Raw genomic sequence first — 22,692 nt, forward strand, 5'->3', positions numbered from 1 at the left:
CGGGACCGTGATCACTCCGCCGGCGACCGGGAGGTGATCGTCGGCGAAGCCCTGCACGACCCACGACGACACCGCGCTGCCCGGATCCCGTGGCGTACGGTCCGATGCCCCGGCCGCCCACCGCCCGCAGCGGATCTCACCGAAACCCGGCGGTGCCGCCGTCCGGCCGGGACATCCGAACCGATACCGGGAATCAGGCCGCGAGGACCTCCTGCTCGCGGTCCAGCGCCTTGACCTTGGGCTTCTTGTTCGGCAGCGAGAGCCGGACGACCTTGTGCCACGCGGAGAACACCTGCTTGGGCAGCGGCCCGGTGACGTACTCCAGCTCGTACTTCTCGAACAGCGCGCGCACCTTCACCGCGACCTCGGCGTACCGGTTGCTCGGCAGGTCCGGGAACAGGTGGTGCTCGATCTGGTGCGAGAGGTTGCCCGTCATGAAGTGCATGGCCTTGCTGCCGCTGATGTTCGCCGAGCCCATCATCTGGCGCAGGTACCACTGGCCGCGCGTCTCGCCCTTGATCGACCGGCGCTCGAAGACCTGCACGCCCTCGGGGAAGTGCCCGCACATGATCACCGAGTGGGACCAGAGGTTGCGGACCAGGTTCGCGGTGAACGTGGCGGCGAGCGTGGTGAGGAACGACGGGCCCGACAGCAGCGGGTGGATCACGTAGTCCTTGAGGACCTGCTTGCGGATCTTGCGGCCCACGGCCTTGGCCCGCGCCCGGAACTCCGGGTTCTTGCGGCGGCGCTTGCTCAGGTTCCTGCCGAGCTCCAGGTCGTACGCGGCGATGCCGTACTCGAAGAAGCAGGCGTTGACGAAGTTCCACAGCGGCTGGCCGAGGTGGAACGGGTGCCACCTCTGGTCCTCGTCGACGCGCATGATGCCGTAGCCGAGGTCGTTGTCCTTGCCGAGCACGTTCGTGTACTTGTGGTGCAGCTCGTTGTGCGAGTGCTTCCACTGGTCGGCCGGCGAGACGTGATCCCAGTCCCAGGTGGTGGAGTGGATCTTCGGGTCCCGCATCCAGTCCCACTGGCCGTGCAGGATGTTGTGGCCGATCTCCATGTTGTCCATGATCTTCGCCACGGACAGTCCGGCGGTGCCGAGAATCCACGCGGGCGGGAAGAACGAGAACAGCAGCACGCCCCTGCTGACCAGCTCGAGCTTGCGCTGCGCCGAGATGACCTTGCGGATGTAGGCCGCGTCCTTCTCGCCACGGCTGGCGATCACCTCGTCGCGGATCGCGTCCAGCTCGCGGCCGAGCTCCTCGATCTGCTCCGCGGTCAGGTGGGCGGTGGGGTCGATGGCGGTCAAGGTGTTCCTACCGTTCGATGTCGCAGGGGCCCGCGGCGGCGGACACGCAGGTCTGGATGAGGACGCCCGGTTCGGCCTCGGTGATCTCGCCGGTGCGCAGGTCGCGGACGGCGCCCGCCTTGAGCGGCGTGGTGCAGCCGAAGCAGATGCCCATGCGGCACCCGGAGGGCATGAGCACTCCGGCCGCTTCGCCGACGTCCAGCAGAGGCGTGGTCCCGTCGGCGTCGACGCTCTTGCCGGTGGTGCTGAACGTGACCTCGCCGCCGTCGCCAGCGACGACGATGCTGGGGCGGAAGCGTTCGGTGTGCAGGCGCTCCTCGAGGCCGTGCTCGGCCCAGTGCTTCTCGGCGGCGTCGAGCAGTCCCGCGGGCCCGCAGGCCCAGGTCTCGCGCTCGGCCCAGTCGGGTACGAGTTCGTCGAGGCGGGCGATGTCGAGCATGCCGTCGGTGTCGGTGTGCACCTCGGTGAGCTGCAGCTTCTTGTCCGCGACCAGGTCGTGCAGCTCGTTGCGGAAGATCACGTCGTGCGGCTGCGGCGCGCTGTGGACCATGACGACGTCGTCGAATTCGGTGTCTCGCAGCATTCCCATGACGGGCGTGATGCCGCTGCCGGCCGTGAGGTAGAGCACCTTGGCGGGCTTGGTCCGCGGCAGTACGAAGTCACCGGTCGCCTGGTCGAGGTGGATCAGCGTGCCCGGTTGCGCCCTGCGGACGAGGTGGTTGCTGACCTTGCCGTCCGGGATCGCCTTCACGGTGATCGTGAGGCGGCCGTCCTGGCGCTTCGCCGGTGAGGTGAGCGAGTAGGCACGCCACAGGCGCACCCCGTCGACGTCGACTCCGATCCGCACGTACTGACCGGCCGTGTGGCCGCGCCAGCCCCGTCCCGGTCTGATCACGATGGTCGCGGCGTCGCCCGTCTCGGGGTGCACGGCCTCGATGCGCCCCCGCAGGTCGGCGCCCGCGCGCATCGGGCTGACCAGGTCGAGGTAGTCAGACGGCAGCAGCGGCGTCGTGACCATCTCCAGTAGTTTCCACGCGCTGCTGCGGAGGGCTGTACTCGTCATGACTCCAGCTTGCTGCGCCTCAGGGCGTAAAGTCCTGACCGCAGGACGTAAATCTGGTCAGCAAAATTGTTCGCAGGGAATAAAAAGTGAGCCATGTGATCAGGAGGGCCAGCGAGCTGGCCCTGGACGAGACGACGGTCACCGTACTTCGGGCCGGGCTGAAGGCCACCGCCGACGAGGTCGTCCAGGCGATCATCGACGAGGTCCCGCCCTACGCCAACGCCCTCTCGGGCCACATGGGCGCCACCATCCGCCGAGCCGTCCGCACCGCCCTGGGCCACTACCTGGACCTCGCGAGCGGGAACGCCACGGGCGGTGACGGCGGTGACGCGGCCTACGAGCTGGGCCGCGGCGAGGTCCGCGACGGCCGTTCGATGGACGCCCTGCTCAGCGCCTACCGCGTCGGCGCCCGCGTGGCCTGGCGATGCCTGGCGGCGGGGGCCGTACCCGCGGGTCTGCCCGCCGCCGAGGTCGCCAAGTTCGCCGAACTGACCTTCGCCTACATCGACGAGCTCTCCGCCGCGAGCGCCGCGGGCCACGCCGACGAACTGGCCGCCCGGGGCAGGGCCCACGAACTCCACCTGGAATACCTGGCCCGCGACCTCCTCGCCGGCGCGAGCCCGGACGTGCTCCTCGTCTCCGCTCAACGGGCAGGCTGGCAGCCTCCGGTTTCACTGACCGCGGTCCTGCTGCCCGCCGCCCAGGCCCGGCCCGCCTACCGCACGCTCGACCCCAGCACCCTCGTCCTCGACGATCTGCCGGACGCCACCGGTGTGCTGCTCGTCCCCGACGCCGACCGATCCCATCTCTTGCGGCAGCTGACCGACCGCACCTCCGTGGTCGGCCCCACCCGGCCATGGATTCGAGCGTCCACCTCGTACGCACGAGCCGTACGCGCCCGCTCCCTCTCCTCCGATATCCGCGACACCGAGGACCACCTGCCCGAGCTGGTGCTGAGCGCCGACGTGGACGCGTTCGCGGACCTGCGTGCCCGAGCCCTCGCACCGTTGCGGACCCTGCCTGTCGCGACCGCACGGCGGCTGGAGGAGACGCTGCGGGAGTGGCTGCTCCACCAGGGCAGGCGGGACGAGGTCGCGGCGGCGTTGTTCGTCCATCCCCAGACCGTCCGGTACCGGATGACGCAGCTGCGGGAGCTGTTCCCGGACCTCGCATCGCCACACCGGGTCCTCGAACTGACGCTGGCGGTGGGTCTCCGGGGCGGCTGACCCGTATGCCGACCGTCCACGACCGCAGACAAGGCTTCGGAAAACCCGCCGGGGGCTGTCCCCGAGAGGCGCGGCGGCGGATAGGTGTGCGACGGCCCGTGCCTCCCTTCCGGCCGGTCAACGGACGACCGACCGGAGAGGCCTGACGCACCGTGCGAGGGATGATGGGGGTGGAATGACGGAACGTGAGGTCAGGAGCTTCCATGGTGAAGAGGGTCCACCGACCCCGTGAGGACGCGGAGTTCGATTTCATCCTCGGGGTGAGCGGAGTTCCGGTCCTCGCCTACTTCACCGGGACGTGGCCCAAGGCGATCGAGCCCTGCCGGGTGATGGACCTCGTCGTGGGAGACGTCGCCGACGACTACACGGGCCGCCTGACGGTCGTACGCGCCGACATCACGCGTTGTCCGGCCGCAACCCGGCGATACGGGATCACCGGCGCCCCGTCCTACGTCCTGCTCAAGGAGGGCGAGGCGGTGGCGCGCGGTACCGGGCCTATGACCAACGCCGACGTACGGAAGCTCCTGGACGACCACCTCTGAGCGGCCGATGCGGCACGTGGTCGCGACGCCCGTCGCGTCCCCGCAGGCGTCAGCCGCGGCTGCCGGTGTCGACGAGGTCGGCCCAGCGCGTGATCCCCTCGGTGTCGACGCGCACGCCGCAGCGGGCCGCCAATGCGGCGACAATGTCGATGCCGCGGCCGTGCTCGTCCGGGTCCGGGTTCTCCCACCCGTCACCGGCGAGGACGGGTCCCGCGTCGGTCACTTCCACGCGCAGGGCCCGATGTCCGTCGAGGCGGACCCACGACAACCGCAGCGTGGCCGGTGGCAGGGCGTGGACCAGTGCGTTGGTCAGGAGTTCCGAGACCACCAGGAGTACGTCCATGGCGGCGTCGGGGCACAGGCCCCACTCGGCGAGTACGTGGCGGACCTGCCCGCGGACGGCGGGCACGGCCCCCGGGCTGTGGGGGACGGGGCAGACGTGATCGGCGCTGTGGGGGCCGAGGCGGTCGACTGGCGTGGGGTCGACGATGTTGAGCTGGGCGGTCATCTGCCCTCCTCGACGAACGGTGCCGACGGGTGCCGACTGCACGCACGCTATGAAGTGATGTGGGGCCGGTCAATAAACGTCGTTCGGCATTGCCGAACGCTGGTTGCGATTGAGGGAGGCCTCGGTGCCATGGCCGATGTGGGACGGGGAACGCGGATCTAGAATCGCGGTATGGCCGGTCCCGTCCAGTCCATCGAACGGGCGGCGGCGATCCTCCGTCTGCTCGCCGCGGGCCCCCGTCGGCTGGGGCTCGGGGAGGTGGCCGCCTCGCTGGGGCTGGCCAAGGGGACGACGCACGGCATCCTGCGCACCCTTCAGCTCGTGGATTTCGTCGAGCAGGACGCGGCGACCGGGAAGTACCAGCTCGGGGCGGCTCTCCTGCATCTCGGCACCAGCTACCTCGACGTGAACGAGCTGCGGTCGCGCTCGATCAACTGGGCCGACGCCCTGGCCGCCCGCAGCGGCGAAGCGGTCCGCCTGGGCACTCCCCTGGAGGGCAGGGTGCTCATCATCCACCACGTCTTCCGGCCGGACGACACCCTCCAGACCCTGGACGTGGGCGCGCTCCTGCCCCTGCACGCCTCCTCGCTCGGGAAGGTGCTGCTGGCGTTCGGCACCGCCAACCTCGACTCGGCGGTCGACGCAGGGCTGGAGGCGTACACCCGGCACACCCTGGCCCACGCCGACGAGCTGACCCGCGCCCTCGCCGAGATCCGGGAGAACGGCTGGGGCGCCGAGGTGCAGGAGATGAGCATGGGAGAGGCCGGCGTCGCCGCGCCCATCAGGGGGCACGGTGGTCTCGCGGTGGGCGCCATCGGCCTGTCCGGCCCCGTCGAGCGGATCTGCGACGTCAGGGGCCGGCCGGAGATCAAGCTGCTCACGCTGCTCCGCGAGGCCGCCTGGGCGATCTCGAAGAACCTGGGGGCCGCCCGCTGGTAGGTCCCTCGCGCAGCGCACCCCGACGCATCGGAAGGCGGTCCGGATCATGGTCGAACGGTATGTGATGGCCATCGACCAGGGCACCACCTCCACCCGGTGCATCCTGTTCGACCACCGCGGGCGACTGGTGTCCGTGGCCCAGCGCGAGCACCAGCAGTTCTTCCCGAAGCCGGGCTGGGTCGAGCACGACGCCCTGGAGATCTGGCGCAATCTGCGGCGCATCGTGCCCGAAGCCCTGTCCGGCGCGGGCGACGGCGTCGCCGCCGAGGCCGTCTCGGCCCTGGGCATCGCGAACCAGCGCGAGACGACCGTCCTGTGGGACCGGCACACCGGCACCCCGCTGAACAGGGCGATCGTCTGGCAGGACACCCGCACCGCCCCGCTCGTCGAAGAACTGCGCAGCGACCCGGGCGACGCGTTCTTCCTGGAACGCTGCGGCCTGGCGCCCTCGACCTACTTCTCCGCCCCACGGATCCGCTGGCTCTTCGACCACGTGCCCGGCCTGGGACAGCGGGCCGCGAACGGCGACGTCCTGTTCGGCACGATCGAGTCCTGGCTGATCTGGAACCTCACCGGAGGGACGGAGGGAGGCCGACACATCACCGACGTGACCAACGCCAGCCGCACGATGCTCATGAACATGAGCACGCTCGAATGGGACGAGGAACTGCTGGGCTTCTTCGGGATCCCGCACGCGATCCTGCCCGAGATCCGCTCCTCGGCGGAGTGGTACGGCGAGGACCGCTCGGTGCTCGCGGGCAGGCCCATCACGGCCGCGCTCGGCGATCAGCAGGCCGCGCTCTTCGGGCAGACCTGCTTCTCCCCGGGCGAGGCGAAGTGCACCTACGGAACCGGCAGCTTCCTGGTGCTCAACACCGGCACCGACGTCGTCCGGTCCAGCAACGGGCTGCTCACCACCGTCGCCTACAAGATCGACGAGCAGCCCGCGGTCTACGCGCTGGAAGGCCCCATCGCCGTCACGGGCGCCCTGGTCCAGTGGTTCCGCGACCGCCTGGAGATCATCAGCAGCGCACCGGGCATCGAGACCCTCGCCCGGACCGTCGAGGACAACGGCGGCTGCTACATCGTCCCGGCGTTCTCCGGCCTCTTCGCACCCCACTGGCGCAGCGACGCACGCGGCGTCATCGTCGGCCTGACCTCGTACATCACCAAGGGGCACCTGGCCAGGGCGGCGCTGGAATCCACCGGCTGGCAGACGAAGGAGGTCGTCGACGCCATGAACGCCGATTCCTCGCTCACCCTGAGAGAGCTGAAGGTCGACGGTGGCATGACGTCCGACAACCTCCTCATGCAGATCCTGGCCGACGTCCTCGACGTGCCGGTGGTGCGGCCCATGGCGGCCGAGACCGTCTCCCTGGGCGCCGCCTACGCCGCAGGACTGGCCGCCGGCTACTGGGCGGACCTGGAGGTGCTGCGCGGCAACTGGCACCGGGCGGCCCAATGGCTGCCGGACATGGACCCCACGCGACGGGCGTCGGAGTACGAGAACTGGCAACGGGCCGTCGAACGGTCCCTGGGCTGGATCAGACCGCCGGACGACTCATAGCCCGTGTGCGCCGGACGTCGCGTACGGTCCCGCTCCGCCCCCGCAGATCCCGCCCGCCCTACGCGCGGCCGCCAGACCGGCGTCGGCACCTCGGCTCCGTGCCGAGGTCCGTGGCGCACCCGCGGGGCGAGGCCGGCCGTCGGGTGCGGCGGCGGCCCCCGGCCGGGCACCTGCCCGGCGAACGTCTTGCCCGAGCAGGAGGCCGCCTCGCCGACGACCCGGCGCACCCGCAACGACATCCCGACGAGCTCGCCCGACGTGGTCGGGTCTGCAGAACTGTCGTCCCCACCACACACGGTCGAAACGATCTCCGGGCGGCTTCGGCTGTCATCACTCGAGGTTCAACTGTCTCGTTGCGTGCTCGACCACAAGCCGTGGACCAGCGCCCGTTCTCGTGAACAGAGCCAGGCCACCGCCCGGGACGGGTGCCCGCTCAGCCGTTCCGGCCCAGAGGGCGGCGCGCGGTGACCAGCCACGCCACACTGCGCAGCCATACCGCACCGCCCGCTTCGTGAGCCCGCAGGACGTCGGTCAGGGTCGAGGAAGCGAGCGCGTGCTGCTGCGCTTCCGCCTGGACCAGCATGTGGTGTCCGGGACCGGAGTCCAGCATGAACGCCGCGGCTTCGGCCGCGTCCCGCCCCCAGTTGCCGGCCGCCTCCACCCGTACGGCTTCAGCACCCTCGAATCCGGCGGCGGCAAGGATGCCGAGCACGTGATCGCGGTCCGTGAGTGAGAACATCCCTGGCGCTCCTGGCTTGCCGAAGTCACCGGTCGGCAGGATGCCGCGCAGCGCGCGGAATGCCTGGAGCCACTCGTTCTCCTCGGGTTCTGCCGCGCAGATGAACGCCGCACGGCCGCCGGGGCGCAGAGCACGGCCGATGTTGGTGAAGGCGGCGACGGGGTCGGCGAAGAACATGATGCCGTAGCGGCTGATGGCCACGTCGAATGCGGCGGGTGCGAAGGGGTGTACCTGGGCGTCTCCCTGGCTGAAGGACACGTTGGCCGGCCCCTCCTGCCGGGCGCACGCGCGGGCCCGGTCCAGCATGGGCTCGGACAGGTCCACGCCCAGGGCCCGGCCGCCGCGGGCCCGTTCGGCGGCCAGCCGGGTGGTCTGGCCCGCGCCGCAGCCGATGTCCAGGACAGCGTCCCCGTCACCGATTGCAGCCGCGTCGAGGAGCGGCCGGTTGAAGCCTTGGTTGATGAAGTCCCAGCGGCTCTGGTTGCGTGCCCACTGGCTGCCTTCGTAGCCGTTCCATGCCTGTACCTGACCGCTGTCGGCGACGTGATCCATGCGATGCCTCCAAGCCGCCGCCTGCCCGTGGGGAGGCGGCATCTAGAATGGGCGTATGCCCAAACAGTATGGGCGCTCGCCCATACTTGCAACGGATTCTTCGAAGGGAGCTCTTGATGTCACCGCGTGGAGTGGCGATTCCCGATCTGCGGGACCGGCTGTTCACGGCCGCGGAACGGGTCGTGGTGCGCGACGGCGCCTCGGCCCTGACGAGCCGGGCGGTCACGGACGAGGCGGGCTGCGCCAAGGGGGTCCTGCACACCCACTTCTCGGGTCTGGACGAGTTCATCTCGCAGCTCGTCCTGGACCGTTTCGCGCGCAGCGCCCGGCACGCCGAAGAGCTGACCGGGCGAGCCGGGCAGGGCCGCGTGTCGGACAATCTGGCCGAAGTCGCGCTCGCACTGCTGGATTCCCTGCCCGCGGCGGTCGTCAGCCTCGCCATGACCCGGCCGGGCGCCTCGCTCCACACCCGCCAGGCACTGGAGGCGGGAGCGCCGGGTTTCACCGCCATGCAGGAGTCGATCGTCGGCTACCTGGAAGCGGAACGGCACCTCGGGCGAGTGGCCCAGGACATCGACGCCGTCACGACCGCGCTGGCGCTCGTCGGCACGGTCCACCACCTGCTGATGACCCGCAGCCCCGACGACCCCTCAGACGCACGGCAGACCGCCGAACGCCTCGTCGCGCTGCTGCTGGGCGAGCCTTCACACCCGGCACGCCCGTCGTAGCGCACTCGCCCGACCCTGCGCCTGGTCGGCGGCGAGTGAGGTGTTGTGGGGCACGGTGCCGGGGGAGTGGTGTTCGCCCGGCTCGTCGTCCTCGGCGTGGGTGTCGGTCCACTCCTGGGCGGTCTCCGCTCCCTTGCCTTCGCGTGTCGCGCGCGGCCGCCTGCCAGTCGCGCCCAGACGCAGTTTTCCGCCCTGCTCGTGCCGGGCACAAAGCGGGCCCCGACGTGAACAACGGGAGTGCAGGCCGCGGGCCGCGCAGCGGCTGTTGTGGAAAGGGCCGACCGGGCGCGCGAGGACGTTTCCGCCGGCCATGAGGGCCTGCTCAGGCGGCACCGGCTGGCCCCATTGCCACCACCAAGACCGCCGCCGATAAGGGTCGATAGCCTGACCGGCATGAGTGACGGCATCGCGTGGACAGGCGCACACCATCACATCCCTTCATCGGCCGTGCCCGGCATGCTCAGCGGCATCTCGCTGACCCTGGCCCGAGGCGTGGAGACGGACGAGTTCCTCATCAACCTGGGCGCCGACCTCGACGAGTTGGCCGGGCACACCCCGTGCAGGGAGCTGCGCGCACCGGCCGGGCGGCCGGGCCGGCCCTCCCCCCACCTCAACCGCGCCATGTCCTGATGCCCCTGGGTGACGCGCTGAGGTGCCGGACGCCAAGGGCGGGCAGGAGTCGAGTCAGCGGTCGACCAGCCGTGGACGCGGGGCCTCACCCGTGGATTCCGCGTCGGTGTCGTCGGTGCCGACCGGGCCGCGGGGAAGCATCCGGTCCAGCCACTTCGGCAGCCACCAGTTGGTCCGGCCGAGGAGTGTCATGGTCGCCGGTACCAGCACCATGCGTACGACCGTGGCGTCGATGAAGATCGCGGTGGCCAGGCCGAGCCCGAACATCTTGGTGGAGGGGTCCTCGGCGACGGCGAAGGACAGGAAGACCGCCACCATGATGAGGGCGGCCGAGGTGATGATCCGGGCGGTGCGCGAGACGCCCTCGACGATCGCCGTGCCGTTGTCGCCGGTGCGCAGGTACTCCTCGCGTACGCGGGAGAGGAGGAACACCTCGTAGTCCATCGACAGGCCGAACAGGATGGCGAAGAGGAACATCGGGATGAACGACACGATCGGGACCGTCGCCTCCAGCCCGATGAGTGCGCCTCCCCAGCCCCACTGGAAGACCGCGACCATGATGCCGTAGGACGCGCCGATGCTCAGGAGGTTCAGCAGTACCGCCTTGAGCGGTACGACGACCGAGCGGAAGACCAGCATCAGCAGCAGGAACGACATCGCCAGCACCGCGGCGACGAACACCGGCAGGCGCTGGCTGGTGCGCTGGCCCACATCGGACAGGCTCGCGGCGGCGCCGCCGACGTGGGCCCTGGCCGGGGCGTGCCCGATCGCCGCGGGCAGCACGTCGGTGCGCAGCCGGGCGATGGTGTCGGCCGTGGCCTTGTCCTGGGGGCTGGTGGTCGGGAACACCACGAGGGTCGCGATGCCGGTGACCCGGTCGACGTGCGTCGGCGCGACGGACGCGATGCCCGGATCCGCCGCGACCGCCCTGACGAGTCGGTCCAGCGCTCCCGGATCACCGGTGGGGTCCGCGGCGATGACGAGGGGACCGTTGGTGCCCGGGCCGAATCCCTCGGCGACGAGGTCGTAGGCACGGCGCTCGGTACGGCTGTGGGGCAGTGAGCCGTCGTCGGGCAGGCCGACGCGCAGGCCGAGCACGGGCAGCGTCGCGGTCAGCAGCAGCCCCGCCGCGCCGACCGCGTACGGCACCGGGTGCCGGCTGACGTGCCCGATCCAGCGACGCCACCCGGCGGCGTGGGCGGCGCCCGCCGCCGGGCCCCGCCGCCGCTTCCTCGTCCGCAGAGCCCGGCCGATCCGGCCGGCCCGGGCCAGGCGCGGGCCCGCCGCGCCGAGGAAGGCCGGCAGCAGCGTCACCGACGCGAGCACCATCGTCAGGACGACGACCGAGACGGCGACCCCGCCCACCGTCATGAACGGCACGTTCGCCACCGCCAGGCCGAGGATCGACACGACGACGGTGCCGCCGGCGAAGACCACCGGCCGCCCCGCCGTCGCCACCGCTCGTCCGGCAGCCGCCTGCGGACCGAGCCCGCTCGCGAGGTACTCCCGGTGCCTGGCGAGCACGAACAGCGCGTAGTCGATGCCCACTCCGAGCCCGACCATGCTCCCCAGGACCGGTGCGAAGGTGGGGACCTCCGTCACCCCCGCCAGTACCGTCATCGTGGCGACCCCGACGGTCAGCCCGAAGACCGCCATGCCGATCGGCAGCGCGGCGGCGACGAGCGAACCGAACGCCAGGAACAGGATCGCGGCCGCGGCGAGGAGACCGATCAGCTCGCTCGCGCCGCCGTCGGGCTCGGAGAAGGCGTAGAAGAGGCTCCCGCCCATCTCGACGCGCAGCGGCAGCTCGGCGCGCAGCCGGTCGCCGAGATCGACGAGGGCGTCGAGGTCTCCGGCCGACAGCCGGCTCTGGTCGGGGTACTGCACCCGGACGACCGCGATCCGCCCGTCGGCCGAGACGAGGCCGCCGCGCACGGCGGTGTCCCCGCCCGCGTCGAGCGCCCCCGCCGGGTCACTCGTGCCGAGCACGTGCGGCAGCCGCTTCACCTCGGCCCGCAGCCGCGTGAGAGCGGTGCGCGCGCCGTCGTCGTCGAAGAACGTCGCACCGGCGTCGAGGGGGGTGACGACCACCTGGGCGGTCATCCCCTCCTCGCCGGTGCCGGCCCGCTCGATCAGTTCCGCGGCCCGCTGGGAGTCCAGTCCCGGAGCGGTCATGGAGTCCGCGGTCCGCCCGCCGAAGGCGACGGCGGCGAGGACGGCGAGCGTGGTGGCGACCAGCCATGCCGCGATCACCCGCCAGGGATGGCGGGCGGCGCCTGCGCCCAGGCGCAACAGGGCTTTCGAGAGCATCGGGTCCTCCAACCACCTCGTCGGCCGTCCTTGTACGGCCGCCGATGCCGAGGCTCGTCGCCACGGCGCTCCGCGGCATCGGCCCGCGGGCCGCGGATCCGTCGGCCCCGGGGCGGAGTGACGACCCGTCCTTTCGGCCGATGCGCGGCACGCCCCGGTCTCTAGGCTGGGAAGCGTGCTCCGAGACGACCTGCGAACCCTGTGGACCGAACCCCGGCCGCCCGGCGCGCCCGCCCGGGTGCGTCGGGACTGGGCGCTGCTCGCCGCGGGCCTTGCCGGTGTGGCGCTGGAGGCTACCCTGCGCGAGGACGTCGTGTGGCGGCCGGTGGCGGTGGTGTTCGCCGTATGGCTGTGCCTGCTGCCCCTGTGGCGCCGGACCCGCCCGCTGGCGATGGTGACGCTGGCGTTCGGCTCGGTGGCGCTGCTCGCGGTGGCTTCGTTCCTCACCGCATCGCGCGAGCCCGTCGGCCTGTACACCGGCGCGGTCGTGCTCGTGCTGGTGTACGCGCTGCCCCGGTGGGGATCGGGACGGGAGGTCGTGCTGGGCGGCGTGGTGATCCTCGCGGTCGGCACGCTGTGTGTCGTCGTGGACGAGACCTCGGTCGTCGAAAAGGTCGTGGGCCTCGTCTTCCTGCTGCTGCCCGGCGTGGTCGGGGCCGCCGTGCGGTTCCGGGTGACCGCTCGCGAGCGGCAGTTGGACCAGGTGCGCTCCCGCGAGCGCGAGCAGCTCGCCCGGGAACTGCACGACACGGTGGCCCACCACGTGTCGGCCATGGTGATCATCGCCCAGGCGGGCCGGGTGCTCGCGGGCACCGACCCGTCCGCCGCCGTCGAGGCGCTGGAGGGGGTCGAGGAGGAAGGGGCGCGCACGCTGGAGGAGATGCGCGCCATGGTGGCCGCGCTGCGCGACCGCGGGGTCGGCGCAGAGCTGGCGCCCCCTGCCGGAGTCGCGGATCTGGAACGCCTGGCGCGCACCCCGGGTGGTCGCCTCAGGGTCGACCTGGGGCTCGACGGCGAACTGGACGCGCTGCCCCCGGCCGTGGACGCGGCCGTCTACCGGATCGTGCAGGAGTCGGTGACCAACGCGCTGCGCCATGCGGTCGACGCGACCGAGCTCGTCGTGCGGGTCGCCGCGGAACGGCACTCAGTTCGGGTGAGCGTGCGCGACAACGGCCGGCGCACCGGCCGGGGCCGTGACGGATACGGACTCACCGGACTGCGCGAGCGCGCGACGCTGCTCGGCGGCACACTACGAGCCGGCCCGGGTACCGACCGGGGCTGGCATGTCGAAGCCGAACTGCCGGGAGCGAGGAGCGAGAGCGGTGTCCATTCGCGTCCTCGTCGCTGACGACCAGACGATCATCCGCACCGGGCTGCGGATCATGCTGAACGCCCAGCCCGGCATCGAGGTGGTCGGCGAGGCCGCCGACGGGCGGGAAGCAGTACGTCTGGCCCGTGAACTACGCCCCGACGTCTGCCTGTTCGACATCCGCATGCCCGTACTCGACGGGCTCGAGGCCACCCGGCTGGTCGCCGGCCCGGGCGTCGCCGACCCGCTGGCCGTGGTCGTCATCACCACGTTCGACCTCGACGAGTACGTCTACGGCTCACTGCGTGCCGGCGCCCGCGGATTCCTCCTCAAGGACACGGGACCGGACCTTCTGGCGCAGGCCGTACGGTCGGCGTCCGACGGTGAGGCGCTCATCGCGCCCAGCGTCACCGTCCGTCTGCTCCAGGCATTCGCGGACCTGCCCGCCGGCCGGCCCGTGGCCCAGCCGGTCTCGCCCGTCACCGCCCGCGAGGAGCAGGTGCTCCTCGCCGTCGCCCGCGGGCTGACCAACACCGAGATCGCCGACGCGCTGCACATCAGCCTCAGCACGGTGAAGACGCATCTGGCCAGCCTGATGGCCAAACTCGGCGCCCGCAACCGGGTCGAGATCGCGATGTGGGCCTACGAAACGCGCCGTATCCTCCCCGGAACCTGAGCAGGGTGCCGGGCCATGGCCCATGAGTCCCCGCCCGGACATCGGTGCACCGGCCGGCTCACGTCGGCTCCACGTGCCTCGCCCGCCCCTGAGCGTGACGTACCAGGAGGCCACCCAGCGCCGCGGCGGCGAGCACCCGTACGAACCACGGCGTCGCATCGCCCTCCTTCGGGGGCCCTGTCCAGTCGCCCCCTGGAATCAGCCAACTCCGGGAACCGCGACCGAGGGGATTCCGGCTGGGGGAGAATGGGCGGCGATGACCGCCAGCACCGCCGCCGCCCAGCACCTCCGCCCGCACGGGTACGGACCCTTCGCCCACCTCACCGTGCAGAACACGGATCTCTACCGTCACGTGATGCGGACCTTCGTGACGGCCAAGGAGCGGTTCGCCGTGCATCTGCGGCCCGAGGACGTACACGCCGCCCTGCCGGCCGAGGCCCGGCCGGCGGAACTGGACACGGTGGTGAAGGCGCTGGACAGTCTGGTCGGCTGGGGGAATCTGCGTGCCGATCCCGACACCGCCCGCGTCACCGCCGTCGAGGACTTCTACCGCAAGCGGTTCATCTACCAGCTCACCCGGGCCGGGGAAGCGGCCGAGGAGGCGCTGGGCGTCTACGACGAGGCACTCGGGCGGCGTGGCGCCCTGCAGGCCGTCGCCCTGCACGACATCGTCACCCAGCTGCGGGCCCTCCTCGTACTGGCCGCCGAGGAACAGCCGGATCAGGCCAAGGTCCATCTGGCCCTTGACACGCTCGCCGGCCGCTTCACGGCCCTCGCCGACAACGCAAGGGCCTTCATGGGGTCGCTGCAGCGGACCATCGATCTCCACGACGTCGAGGAGGAGGTCTTCCTCGCCTACAAGGACCGGCTCATCCAGTACCTGGAGCGGTTCATCCAGGATCTGATCACCCTCGGCGGGCGGATCGCCCGGCTGATCCTGGAACTGGAGGCCGCCGGGAACATCGAGTCGCTGCTGCGCGCCGCGGCCGGCCGCGAGGCCGTGGACGCCGCGCCGGAGGAGGCCGGGCACGCCGAGCGACAGGCGTACGAGCGGTGGGCCGGACGCTGGACCGGGCTCGTCGCGTGGTTCATCAGCAGAGAGGGGCGCGAGTCGCAGGCCAGACTGCTGCGCGGCCGGGCCCTCGGCGCCATCCCGCAGCTCCTGGCCGTCGTACGGGTGCTGAACGAGCGCAGGGCCGGGCGTTCCGACCGGTCCGCGGACTTCCGTACTCTCGCCCGCTGGTTCGCCGAGGCGCCCGACGACGACTCCCGGCACCGGCTGTGGCGCGCCGCTTTCGGTCTCTACCCCGCCCGGCACCTCACCGTCGACGCCGAGACGCTGGCCGCGCGAATGGCACTGCCCGTGCCCGCGGCCACCGCGTGGGCCGAGGCCGAGCCGCTGCGGATCAGCCCCCAGCTGCGCCGTACCGGCAGCTATGAGCGGCGCGGCAAGCCGCGCAAGGTGGAAGACCGGGAAGGGGCGCGCCGCAGGCTCGCCGAGGTGGCCTCCAAACAGGCCGCCGAGACCGCGGCGGCCCGCGCCCGGCTCGTCACCGACGGAATCACCCGGCTCTCCGGGCTGGGGGAACTCGACCCCGTGTCCTTCGGTCTCTTCCTCCAGCTGCTCGGCGACGCGCTGGCCACGTGGCGACCCGGAATGCGGCACACCGTGGCCACCAGCAACGACGGCTCCATGGAGATCCGGCTGAGCGCGCTCGCCGACGGCGGCACGGCGGAGATCCGGACGCCCGGTGGCGTGTTCCGCGGTCCCGACCACCTCATCGAGATCGTCGACCTGACGGCGGAAGGCGGCAGGCCTTGAGCACATCCCTGGCCGAGGTACTCGACGGGCAGCACGCCGCCGACCTCCGCAAGGCGGCCCGTGCCCTGCTGGGACAGCCCCTGCTGCTCGCCCGCGGCCGGTACGCCGACGAGTTCCGACTCGTCCGCCGCCATGCCTCCGAACTGCGTGAATGGTTCGACCGCAACACCGGCTGGGTCCTTCACACGGACGCCGAGACCGCCCGCCTGCACAAGATCCCCGGCGTTCTCACCGACCCCACCCACCCCGCGCGCGAGGCGACCCGTGCGGCGGCCCCCTTCACGCGCCGCCGCTACGTCCTGCTCTGTCTCGCCCTGAGCGCCCTCGAACGCGGTGAGGCCCAGATCGCGCTCGGCCGTCTCGCCGATCAGGTCGTCCTCGACGCGGCCGACCCCCACCTCGTCCGGGCGGGCATCCACTTCACCCTGGACCGCCGCGACGAGCGCCTCGATCTGGCCGCCGTCGTACGGCTCCTGCTCGCCATCGGGGTGCTGAGGCGGGTCGCCGGCGACGAGGACGCGTACGTCAGCGGAGCCGGCGACGTGCTGTACGACGTGGAACGGCGGGTGCTGGCCGGGCTGCTCGCCGCGCGCCGCGGCCCCTCCACCGTCGACGCCGAACTGCCCGCGGACCGCCTCACCGAACTCGTCGCCGAGACCGCCCTGGACAGCGACGAGCTGCGCTTTCGCGCGATCCGCCGCTCCCTGACCCGCAGGCTCCTGGACGACCCGGTCCTCTACTACGACGAGCTGACCGACGCCGAGCTCGGCTACCTCACGCGCCAGCGGGGCTTCCTGACCGCCCGCGTCACCGAACTGACCGGACTGGTGGCCGAGGTGCGGGCCGAGGGCATCGCGATGGTCGACCCGGACGACGACCTCACCGACGTCAGGATGCCCGAGCAGGGCACCCACGGTCACATCACGCTGCTGCTCGCCGAGTACCTGGCAGCGGCGCGACGACTCGTACCCGCCGGCGAACTGGCGCTCCGTGTCCGGGAACTCGCCGCCGAACACGGCGGATTCTGGGCCCGGTCCGCACGGGAGCCCGGTATGGAAGCCGAACTCGTCGAACAGGCCGTCTCCCGGCTCGCCGCCCTCGGGCTGGTCTCCCGCACCGCCCACGGCGTGGCGCCGCGCCCGGCCCTCGCCCGGTACGCGGTCGGCCAGACCGTCGTACTCGAACCGGGCGCCGCACGTACGCCCGCGCAGCGAAAGGCCGACAAGCCGTGACCCGCCTCCCCGACCCGCGGCGTTCCCGCTGGCAGCCCCTGCGCATCGGACTCGTCGACCTCTTCCACTACGACGTCGAGGAGTTCCATTTCCGCGACGGACGGCTGCTGCTGCGCGGCAACAACGGCACGGGCAAGTCCAAGGTGCTCGCCCTGACCCTGCCCTTCCTGCTCGACGCGGATCTCAGCGCACGCCGGGTGGAGCCCGACGGGGACCCCGGCAAGCGGATGGAGTGGAACCTGCTCCTCGGCGGCGAGCATCCGCACTCCGAGCGGCTCGGCTACACCTGGATCGAGTTCGGCAGGCGCGACGAGACCAGCGGCGAGCGGCACTTCCGTACGCTGCTCTGCGGACTCAAGGCGGTCAGCGGGCGCGGTATCGCCCGTCACTGGTACGCGCTCACCGAGCAGCGCGTCGACCACGGGCAGGGGGCCGCCGAGACGTCACTGCGCCTGCTCGACGCCACCGGTACCGCCCTGTCCCGGGACCGCCTCGCCGAGGCCGTCGCAGGGCACGGCATGGTGTACGACCAGGCCGGGACCTACCGCAGGGCCGTCGACGAGGCACTCTTCGGACTCGGCGAACAGCGTTACGGCGCCTTGGTCGACCTGCTCATCCAGCTGCGCCAGCCCCAGCTGTCCAAGCGTCCCAACGAGGCCGCCCTGTCCCGGGCCCTCACCGAGGCACTGCCGCCCATGGACCAGGCGGTCATCGCGGACGTGGCCGAGGCGTTCCGCTCCCTGGACGAGGAGAAGGAGGAGCTGGCGGCCGCCTCCGCCGCCGAACGGGCCGCCTCCGCCTTCCTGGAGCACTACCGGCGTTACGCCCGGATCGCCACCCGCCGGCGCGCCCGCCTCCCCCGCGCGGAGCACTCCCGCTACGAGCACCTCCAACGGGACCTCGCCGAAGCCCAGGACCGGCGGACCCGCGCCCAAGAAGAGCGGGCGGCCGCCACGGAACGGATCGCCGCCCTGGAAGAGACCTCGGCCCGCCTGCGGGCCCAGGACGCGGCCCTGCGCGAGGGCCCCGAGATGCGCAGCGCCCGGGAACTGGAGCAGGCGGCGCAGACCGTGCAGCGGACCCGTCACGTCCTGGACCAGACGCGGGACGACCGGGACCGGGCCGCCGGCCTGCACACCAGGGCGCTCGGCAGGCTCGCCGCCGCCGAGAAGGCATCGCACACCACGGACCGTCTCGTCGAGGACGCCCTCCGCCAGGCACGTGAGGCGGCCGGGGCCGCACGGGTCGAACTGCCCGCTGCGCCCGAGCCCGAAGAACCCGAACTGCGGCGCGCGGCCCAGGAGGTGACGGACCGCGGGCTGCGGGCCCTCGCGCACACCGAGGACCTCGCGGAGCGGGCCGAGCGCGCGGCCGACGCACGGCGCCGGGCATCGGTCCGGCTCGACGAGGCGGACAGCGATCTCGACCAGGCCGTCGCGTCGCAGGACCGGGCGCAGGACGCCGCCGCGCGGGCGGGAGGGGCCCTGCTGGACGCCGTACGCGAACACGTCGGCTCCTGGACCGAGCTGGCCTGTCCCGACCTCCCCGGCCTGCTCGACGAACTCCAGGAATGGACGCAGCACCTCGACGGCCCCTACCCCGCCCGCACCCGTGCCGCGCGAGCTCACGGCGCCGCCTCCGCCCACCTGGCCTCTCTCGCGGCCGAAGCGACGCGCCGGACGGCGGAACTCGCGCTACGAGCAGAACGCCTGCGTGAGGAACTCACCACGCTCGAGGCCGGCGGCGGACAGGCCCCCCAACCCCCTCCCACCCGCACACCCGGCCTGCGGGAGGGGCTTCCCGGCGCGCCGCTGTGGCGACTGGTGGACTTCCGCGACGACTGCCCGGAACAGGAGCGGGCCGGGCTGGAGGCGGCGCTGCAGGCCTCCGGACTGCTCGACGCGTGGGTGCTCCCCGACGGCTCCGCGCTCGCCGCCGACGGGTACGACGTCCTGCTCTCCCCGGCGGCCGGACCGACGGCCGGGCCCTCCCTCGCCACTGTGCTGCGCCCGGCTCCCGGCGACGGCGACGCGCGGGCCGCTGCGGTGGGGGAGGACGCGGTGCAACGGCTCCTCGCCGCCATCGGCGCCGACGACGACGGCCGGACCGGTACCTGGGTGACGCCGGACGGGCGCTTCCGCGTCGGCGCGCTCACCGGCCGCTGGGCCAAGGCCGCCGCCGAGTACGTCGGCGAGGGGGCGCGGGAGACAGCGAGACGAGCCCGCGTCGCGGCCCTGCACGCGGAACTCGGCCTGTTGCGGACGGACGCGGACGCGGCCGAGGCGCAGGCCGCGCAGGTCGCCGAGCGGCGCGGCACCCTCGACGCCGAGCTGGCCGGCGTACCGGACGAAGGCGCCCTCGCCCGGGCCCACGCCCAGGTGACCGCCGCCGCCGAGTCGGTGCTCCGCGCGCGCCTGCGGCGCGAGGAGCGCGCCGCCGACCTCCGCGAAGCGGCCGGGCTGGCCGACCGGAGCGCCGCCGAACTCGCGGCCACCGCCGCCGAACTGGGCATGCCCGCCGACCGGGCGGGCCTCGCCGGGGTACGCCGCGCCCACGGCTCCCTCGCCGTGGCGCTGGCCGCCCTGTGGCCGGCCCTGCGTGGACGCGTCGAGGCGGCTCGCCGGACCCAGGAGGAACGCGCCGAGGCTGAACAGGCGGCGGAACGGACCGCGGAACTCGCCCGGCGTTGCGAAGACGCCGGACGCGAGGCGGCGGCTTCGGAGGAGCGTCACACCACGCTGCGCTCCACCGTCGGGGCGGCCGTCGCGGAACTCCAGCGACGGCTCACCGAGACAGCCGACGCCCTGCGCGGATGCGAGGCGGACCAGCGGCTCGCCCGCAGGCAGGAGGTCGAGGCGGACCGCGAGGCGAGCAGGGCCGAAGGGCACATCGAGCAGCTGGAGAAGGGACTCGCCGAAGCGGCCGAGGCACGGGCGGAGGCCGTCGCGGGCCTCCAGCGGTTCACCGCCACCGGCCTGATCACCGTAGCCCTGCCGGACCTTTCCGTGCCGCCCGCGGGCGACGGTCCCTGGGCGGCCACCCCGGCGATCGCGCTCGCCCGCGCCATCGAGTCGGCCCTGGCCTCGGCCGACGACTCGGACGGCGCCTGGGAACGCGTGCAGCGCCGGCTGAGCGAGGAACTCAAGACCCTCCAGGACACGCTGTCCCGGCACGGGCACACCGCCTCCGCCCGGATGGTGGAGGACGGCATGGTCGTCGACATCGTCTACCAGGGCCGCGAACGCGCCGTACCCGAGCTCGCCGAGGCACTCACCACGGAGGTGGGCGAGCTCACCCGCATCCTCTCGGCCCACGAACGGGAGATCCTCGAGACACACCTGATCACCGAGGTCGCGGGTACCCTCCAGGAACTCATCGGGGCCGCCGAACGGCAGGTGCGCGACATGAACGCCGAGTTGGAGGACCGCCCCACGTCCACCGGCATGAAACTCCGGCTGGTCTGGCGGGCCTCCCGCAAGGCTCCCTCCGGCCTCGCCCCGGCCCGTGAGCGGCTGCGCCAGTCCGCTGACGCCTGGACACCGCAGGACCGCACGGCGGTGGGCGAGTTCCTCCAGGCCCAGATCGCCCGGCAGCAGTCGGAGGACACCTCCGGCAGCTGGCTCGAACACCTCACCGCGGCCCTCGACTACCGTGCCTGGCACGAGTTCGCGGTCGAGCGGCACCAGCACGGCCGCTGGGTCCCCGCCACCGGCCCGGCCTCCGGCGGAGAGCGGGTCCTCGCGGTGTCCGTGCCGCTGTTCGCCGCGGCCTCCTCGCACTACGCCAGCGCGGGCAGCCCGTACGCGCCCCGCCTGGTCACCCTCGACGAGGCGTTCGCAGGAGTGGACGACGACTCACGGGCCAAGTGCCTGGGCCTTCTGCACGCGTTCGACCTCGACGTGGTGATGACCAGCGAACGGGAGTGGGCCTGCTACCCGCAGGTGCCCGGCGTCGCCATCGCCCAGCTGTCCCGAGTCGACGAGGTGGCTGCGGTGCTCGTCACCCGCTGGGAATGGGACGGCGGCCGGCGGCTGCGGCGCGCGGACCCGGTGCGGTCCCCGGACCACACGGACGCGGAGCCGCAGGCCGCCGGACGGGAACCGTCGTGGAACTGACATCCGGCGACGAGCCGGTGGACGAGGCGAGGCTGCGCCGACTGCTGGGCGGCCCCGACCTCGACTGGCTGGTCGCCCGGGCGCGCCGACGGCTGGAGCGCGAACAGCCCCTTACCGGGCCCGTCGCCCTTACGTCGCCCACACCGGCCCAACGCGTGTCGGTCGAGCGGCTCCTGGGGCGCTCCCCCGGCAGCGGACGCTCCCTGAGCGTCCGGCTCGACGAGGTGGACGCCGTCCTGCGGCGGTCCGGAATCAGCCCCGGTGGCCTGGCCGCGGCCGTGGCCCTGCTCACCGGGCCGGTCGTGGCGCTCGGCCCGGCCCGCGAAGCCGAGGAGAGGGCCTGGGGCGAGGCGTACGCCCCGGTCGACGCCCTCGCCGACCGGGTTCCGGTGCTTGCCCCATGGGCCGCCAGGCTACGGGCGGACGGCCTGGTCCGGCGCCTCGCCGTCACTCCCGCCGCCGCCCGGGACCTCCTCGGCCTCGCCGCCGTCGCCCTGGCCTCCCTTCCGGCCGACCCGCCGATCTCGCTGCCGGCCTTCGCGGCCAGGCGACTCGGTGGTGCCCACGCACTGGACGACGGTACGTCCCTGGCCACCGTCACCCTCTCGGGCATCCGCGCGCTCACCGGCTTCCCCGACGGACAGGGCGCGCAGTGGCGCAGGGAGGCATGGGCCTCGGCGGGCCTGCTCCGCGACGAGTTGTCCTCGACCGTCCTCACCCTGAACCTGCGGGGCACTCCCGCCCTGGACTGGGCCGCCGACGCGGGCGAGCCCGCCGTACTGACCCTGCGCCAGCTCGTCCGCGGCCCGCTTCCCGCCCCGGTCACATCCGTGCGGCTCTGCGAGAACCCGGCGGTCCTGGCCGCGGCGGCCGACGCCCACGGCCCGAGCGCGGCGCCACTGGTCTGCCTCCAAGGCCAGCCCTCCGCCGCCACCCTCACCCTGCTCAGCCATCTGCACGAGCACGGAACCGAGCTCCTCTACCACGGAGACTTCGACTGGGGCGGGCTGCGTATCGCCTCCACCCTGCTGCGCCGGGTCCCCTGGCGGCCCTGGCGCTACACGGCGGCCGACTATCGCGCCGCCGCGTCCGTGCACCCCGGGGGCCCGCCGCTCACCGGCCTGCCGGCACAGGCGCCGTGGGACTCCGCTCTGCCCGAGGCGCTGGCGGAACTGGGCGTACGCGTGGAGGAGGAGACGGTCCTCGACGACCTGGTGGCCGATCTGGCGCGATGAGACCGGCGCCGCCCGCGGACTCCCGCCCCTGCCTCGGACGAGACGATGTCCGGCCGCCGGAGCGTGAGGACGTGCAGGGGCCGAGCACGTCGCCGACCCGGACGGCAGCGGGTCCGACGGCCTGCCGACGGTCGCGCCCCGCCCCTCGGCGCATCCCGCTTGAGGCGGGGCACCCCGGCCGGGCCCC

17 protein-coding genes are annotated in these 22,692 nt (G+C 72.7%); 12 read left to right on the forward strand and 5 right to left on the reverse strand.

All coding sequences use genetic code 11. The features are described 5' to 3' along the window. Window positions 1-193 precede the first annotated feature (193 nt). A complete protein-coding gene (locus ACFYR0_RS28095) occupies window positions 194-1,312 on the reverse strand; it encodes a fatty acid desaturase family protein (protein ID WP_389333840.1) in 1,119 nt (372 codons plus the stop codon). 7 nt (window positions 1,313-1,319) lie between these two features. Beyond that, a complete protein-coding gene (locus ACFYR0_RS28100; RefSeq protein WP_389333843.1) occupies window positions 1,320-2,375 on the reverse strand; it encodes a ferredoxin reductase in 1,056 nt (351 codons plus the stop codon). A gap of 86 nt (window positions 2,376-2,461) precedes the next feature. Between ACFYR0_RS28100 and ACFYR0_RS28105 the strand changes: the two genes are divergently transcribed. Continuing rightward, window positions 2,462-3,601 carry a PucR family transcriptional regulator gene (locus ACFYR0_RS28105; protein ID WP_389333846.1) on the forward strand — a complete coding sequence of 380 codons (1,140 nt, stop codon included), beginning with the start codon at window positions 2,462-2,464 and terminating at the stop codon, window positions 3,599-3,601. 203 nt (window positions 3,602-3,804) lie between these two features. Beyond that, a complete protein-coding gene (locus ACFYR0_RS28110; protein ID WP_389333849.1) occupies window positions 3,805-4,143 on the forward strand; it encodes a thioredoxin family protein in 339 nt (112 codons plus the stop codon). 49 nt (window positions 4,144-4,192) lie between these two features. Here the strand turns inward: ACFYR0_RS28110 and ACFYR0_RS28115 are convergent, their stop codons facing one another. Beyond that, a complete protein-coding gene (locus ACFYR0_RS28115; RefSeq protein ID WP_389333852.1) occupies window positions 4,193-4,651 on the reverse strand; it encodes an ATP-binding protein in 459 nt (152 codons plus the stop codon). Between the two features lie 171 nt (window positions 4,652-4,822). Between ACFYR0_RS28115 and ACFYR0_RS28120 the strand changes: the two genes are divergently transcribed. Both ACFYR0_RS28120 and glpK read left to right on the forward strand, forming a co-directional pair. Then, entirely contained in the window at window positions 4,823-5,590 is a 768-nt protein-coding gene (locus ACFYR0_RS28120; RefSeq protein WP_389333855.1) for an IclR family transcriptional regulator, read from the forward strand. A gap of 46 nt (window positions 5,591-5,636) precedes the next feature. Further along, the gene (gene glpK, locus ACFYR0_RS28125) at window positions 5,637-7,157 is read left to right on the forward strand and encodes a glycerol kinase GlpK (protein WP_389333858.1); all 1,521 of its coding nucleotides are present in this window, start codon (window positions 5,637-5,639) and stop codon (window positions 7,155-7,157) included. A 433-nt stretch (window positions 7,158-7,590) separates the two neighbouring features. On the opposite strand, the gene ACFYR0_RS28130 is transcribed toward glpK, so the two are convergent. Then, window positions 7,591-8,448 (reverse strand): class I SAM-dependent methyltransferase, encoded by an 858-nt coding sequence (locus tag ACFYR0_RS28130; protein WP_389333861.1) that lies wholly within the window; start codon window positions 8,446-8,448, stop codon window positions 7,591-7,593. Window positions 8,449-8,564: 116 nt separating this feature from the next. Here ACFYR0_RS28130 and ACFYR0_RS28135 point away from each other — a divergent pair, with 116 nt between their 5' ends. Together ACFYR0_RS28135 and ACFYR0_RS28140 are read left to right on the forward strand one after the other, a co-directional pair. Further along, complete coding sequence (locus tag ACFYR0_RS28135; RefSeq protein WP_389333864.1) at window positions 8,565-9,176, forward strand: TetR family transcriptional regulator; 612 nt, start codon at window positions 8,565-8,567, stop codon at window positions 9,174-9,176. A 393-nt stretch (window positions 9,177-9,569) separates the two neighbouring features. Continuing rightward, on the forward strand, window positions 9,570-9,806 hold the full coding sequence (locus tag ACFYR0_RS28140) for a hypothetical protein (RefSeq protein WP_389333867.1): 237 nt from the start codon (window positions 9,570-9,572) through the stop codon (window positions 9,804-9,806). Between the two features lie 54 nt (window positions 9,807-9,860). On the opposite strand, the gene ACFYR0_RS28145 is transcribed toward ACFYR0_RS28140, so the two are convergent. Next, window positions 9,861-12,116 (reverse strand): MMPL family transporter, encoded by a 2,256-nt coding sequence (locus tag ACFYR0_RS28145; RefSeq protein ID WP_389333870.1) that lies wholly within the window; start codon window positions 12,114-12,116, stop codon window positions 9,861-9,863. A gap of 175 nt (window positions 12,117-12,291) precedes the next feature. On the opposite strand from ACFYR0_RS28145, the gene ACFYR0_RS28150 reads away from it, so the two are divergent. From ACFYR0_RS28150 to ACFYR0_RS28175, 6 genes are all read left to right on the forward strand, one after another. Further along, window positions 12,292-13,464 carry a histidine kinase gene (locus ACFYR0_RS28150; RefSeq protein WP_389333873.1) on the forward strand — a complete coding sequence of 391 codons (1,173 nt, stop codon included), beginning with the start codon at window positions 12,292-12,294 and terminating at the stop codon, window positions 13,462-13,464. Further along, window positions 13,439-14,101: a response regulator transcription factor gene (locus ACFYR0_RS28155; protein WP_150497990.1), complete on the forward strand. Its 663-nt coding sequence runs from the start codon at window positions 13,439-13,441 to the stop codon at window positions 14,099-14,101. Before ACFYR0_RS28150 ends, ACFYR0_RS28155 begins: the two co-directional genes overlap by 26 nt. 256 nt (window positions 14,102-14,357) lie before the next feature. Next, window positions 14,358-15,923, forward strand: a complete 1,566-nt coding sequence (locus ACFYR0_RS28160) for a TIGR02677 family protein (RefSeq protein ID WP_389333876.1) — start codon at window positions 14,358-14,360, stop codon at window positions 15,921-15,923. Next, window positions 15,920-17,155 (forward strand): TIGR02678 family protein, encoded by a 1,236-nt coding sequence (locus ACFYR0_RS28165; protein WP_389333880.1) that lies wholly within the window; start codon window positions 15,920-15,922, stop codon window positions 17,153-17,155. Before ACFYR0_RS28160 ends, ACFYR0_RS28165 begins: the two co-directional genes overlap by 4 nt. Then, a complete protein-coding gene (locus tag ACFYR0_RS28170; RefSeq protein ID WP_389333883.1) occupies window positions 17,152-21,270 on the forward strand; it encodes a TIGR02680 family protein in 4,119 nt (1,372 codons plus the stop codon). The genes ACFYR0_RS28165 and ACFYR0_RS28170 overlap by 4 nt, the downstream gene beginning before the upstream one ends. Further along, on the forward strand, window positions 21,261-22,505 hold the full coding sequence (locus ACFYR0_RS28175; protein WP_389333886.1) for a TIGR02679 family protein: 1,245 nt from the start codon (window positions 21,261-21,263) through the stop codon (window positions 22,503-22,505). The genes ACFYR0_RS28170 and ACFYR0_RS28175 overlap by 10 nt, the downstream gene beginning before the upstream one ends. Window positions 22,506-22,692: the final 187 nt, after the last annotated feature.

Origin of the sequence: Streptomyces sp. NPDC005017 (assembly GCF_042873115.1) — a bacterium.
Classification (GTDB): domain Bacteria; phylum Actinomycetota; class Actinomycetes; order Streptomycetales; family Streptomycetaceae; genus Streptomyces.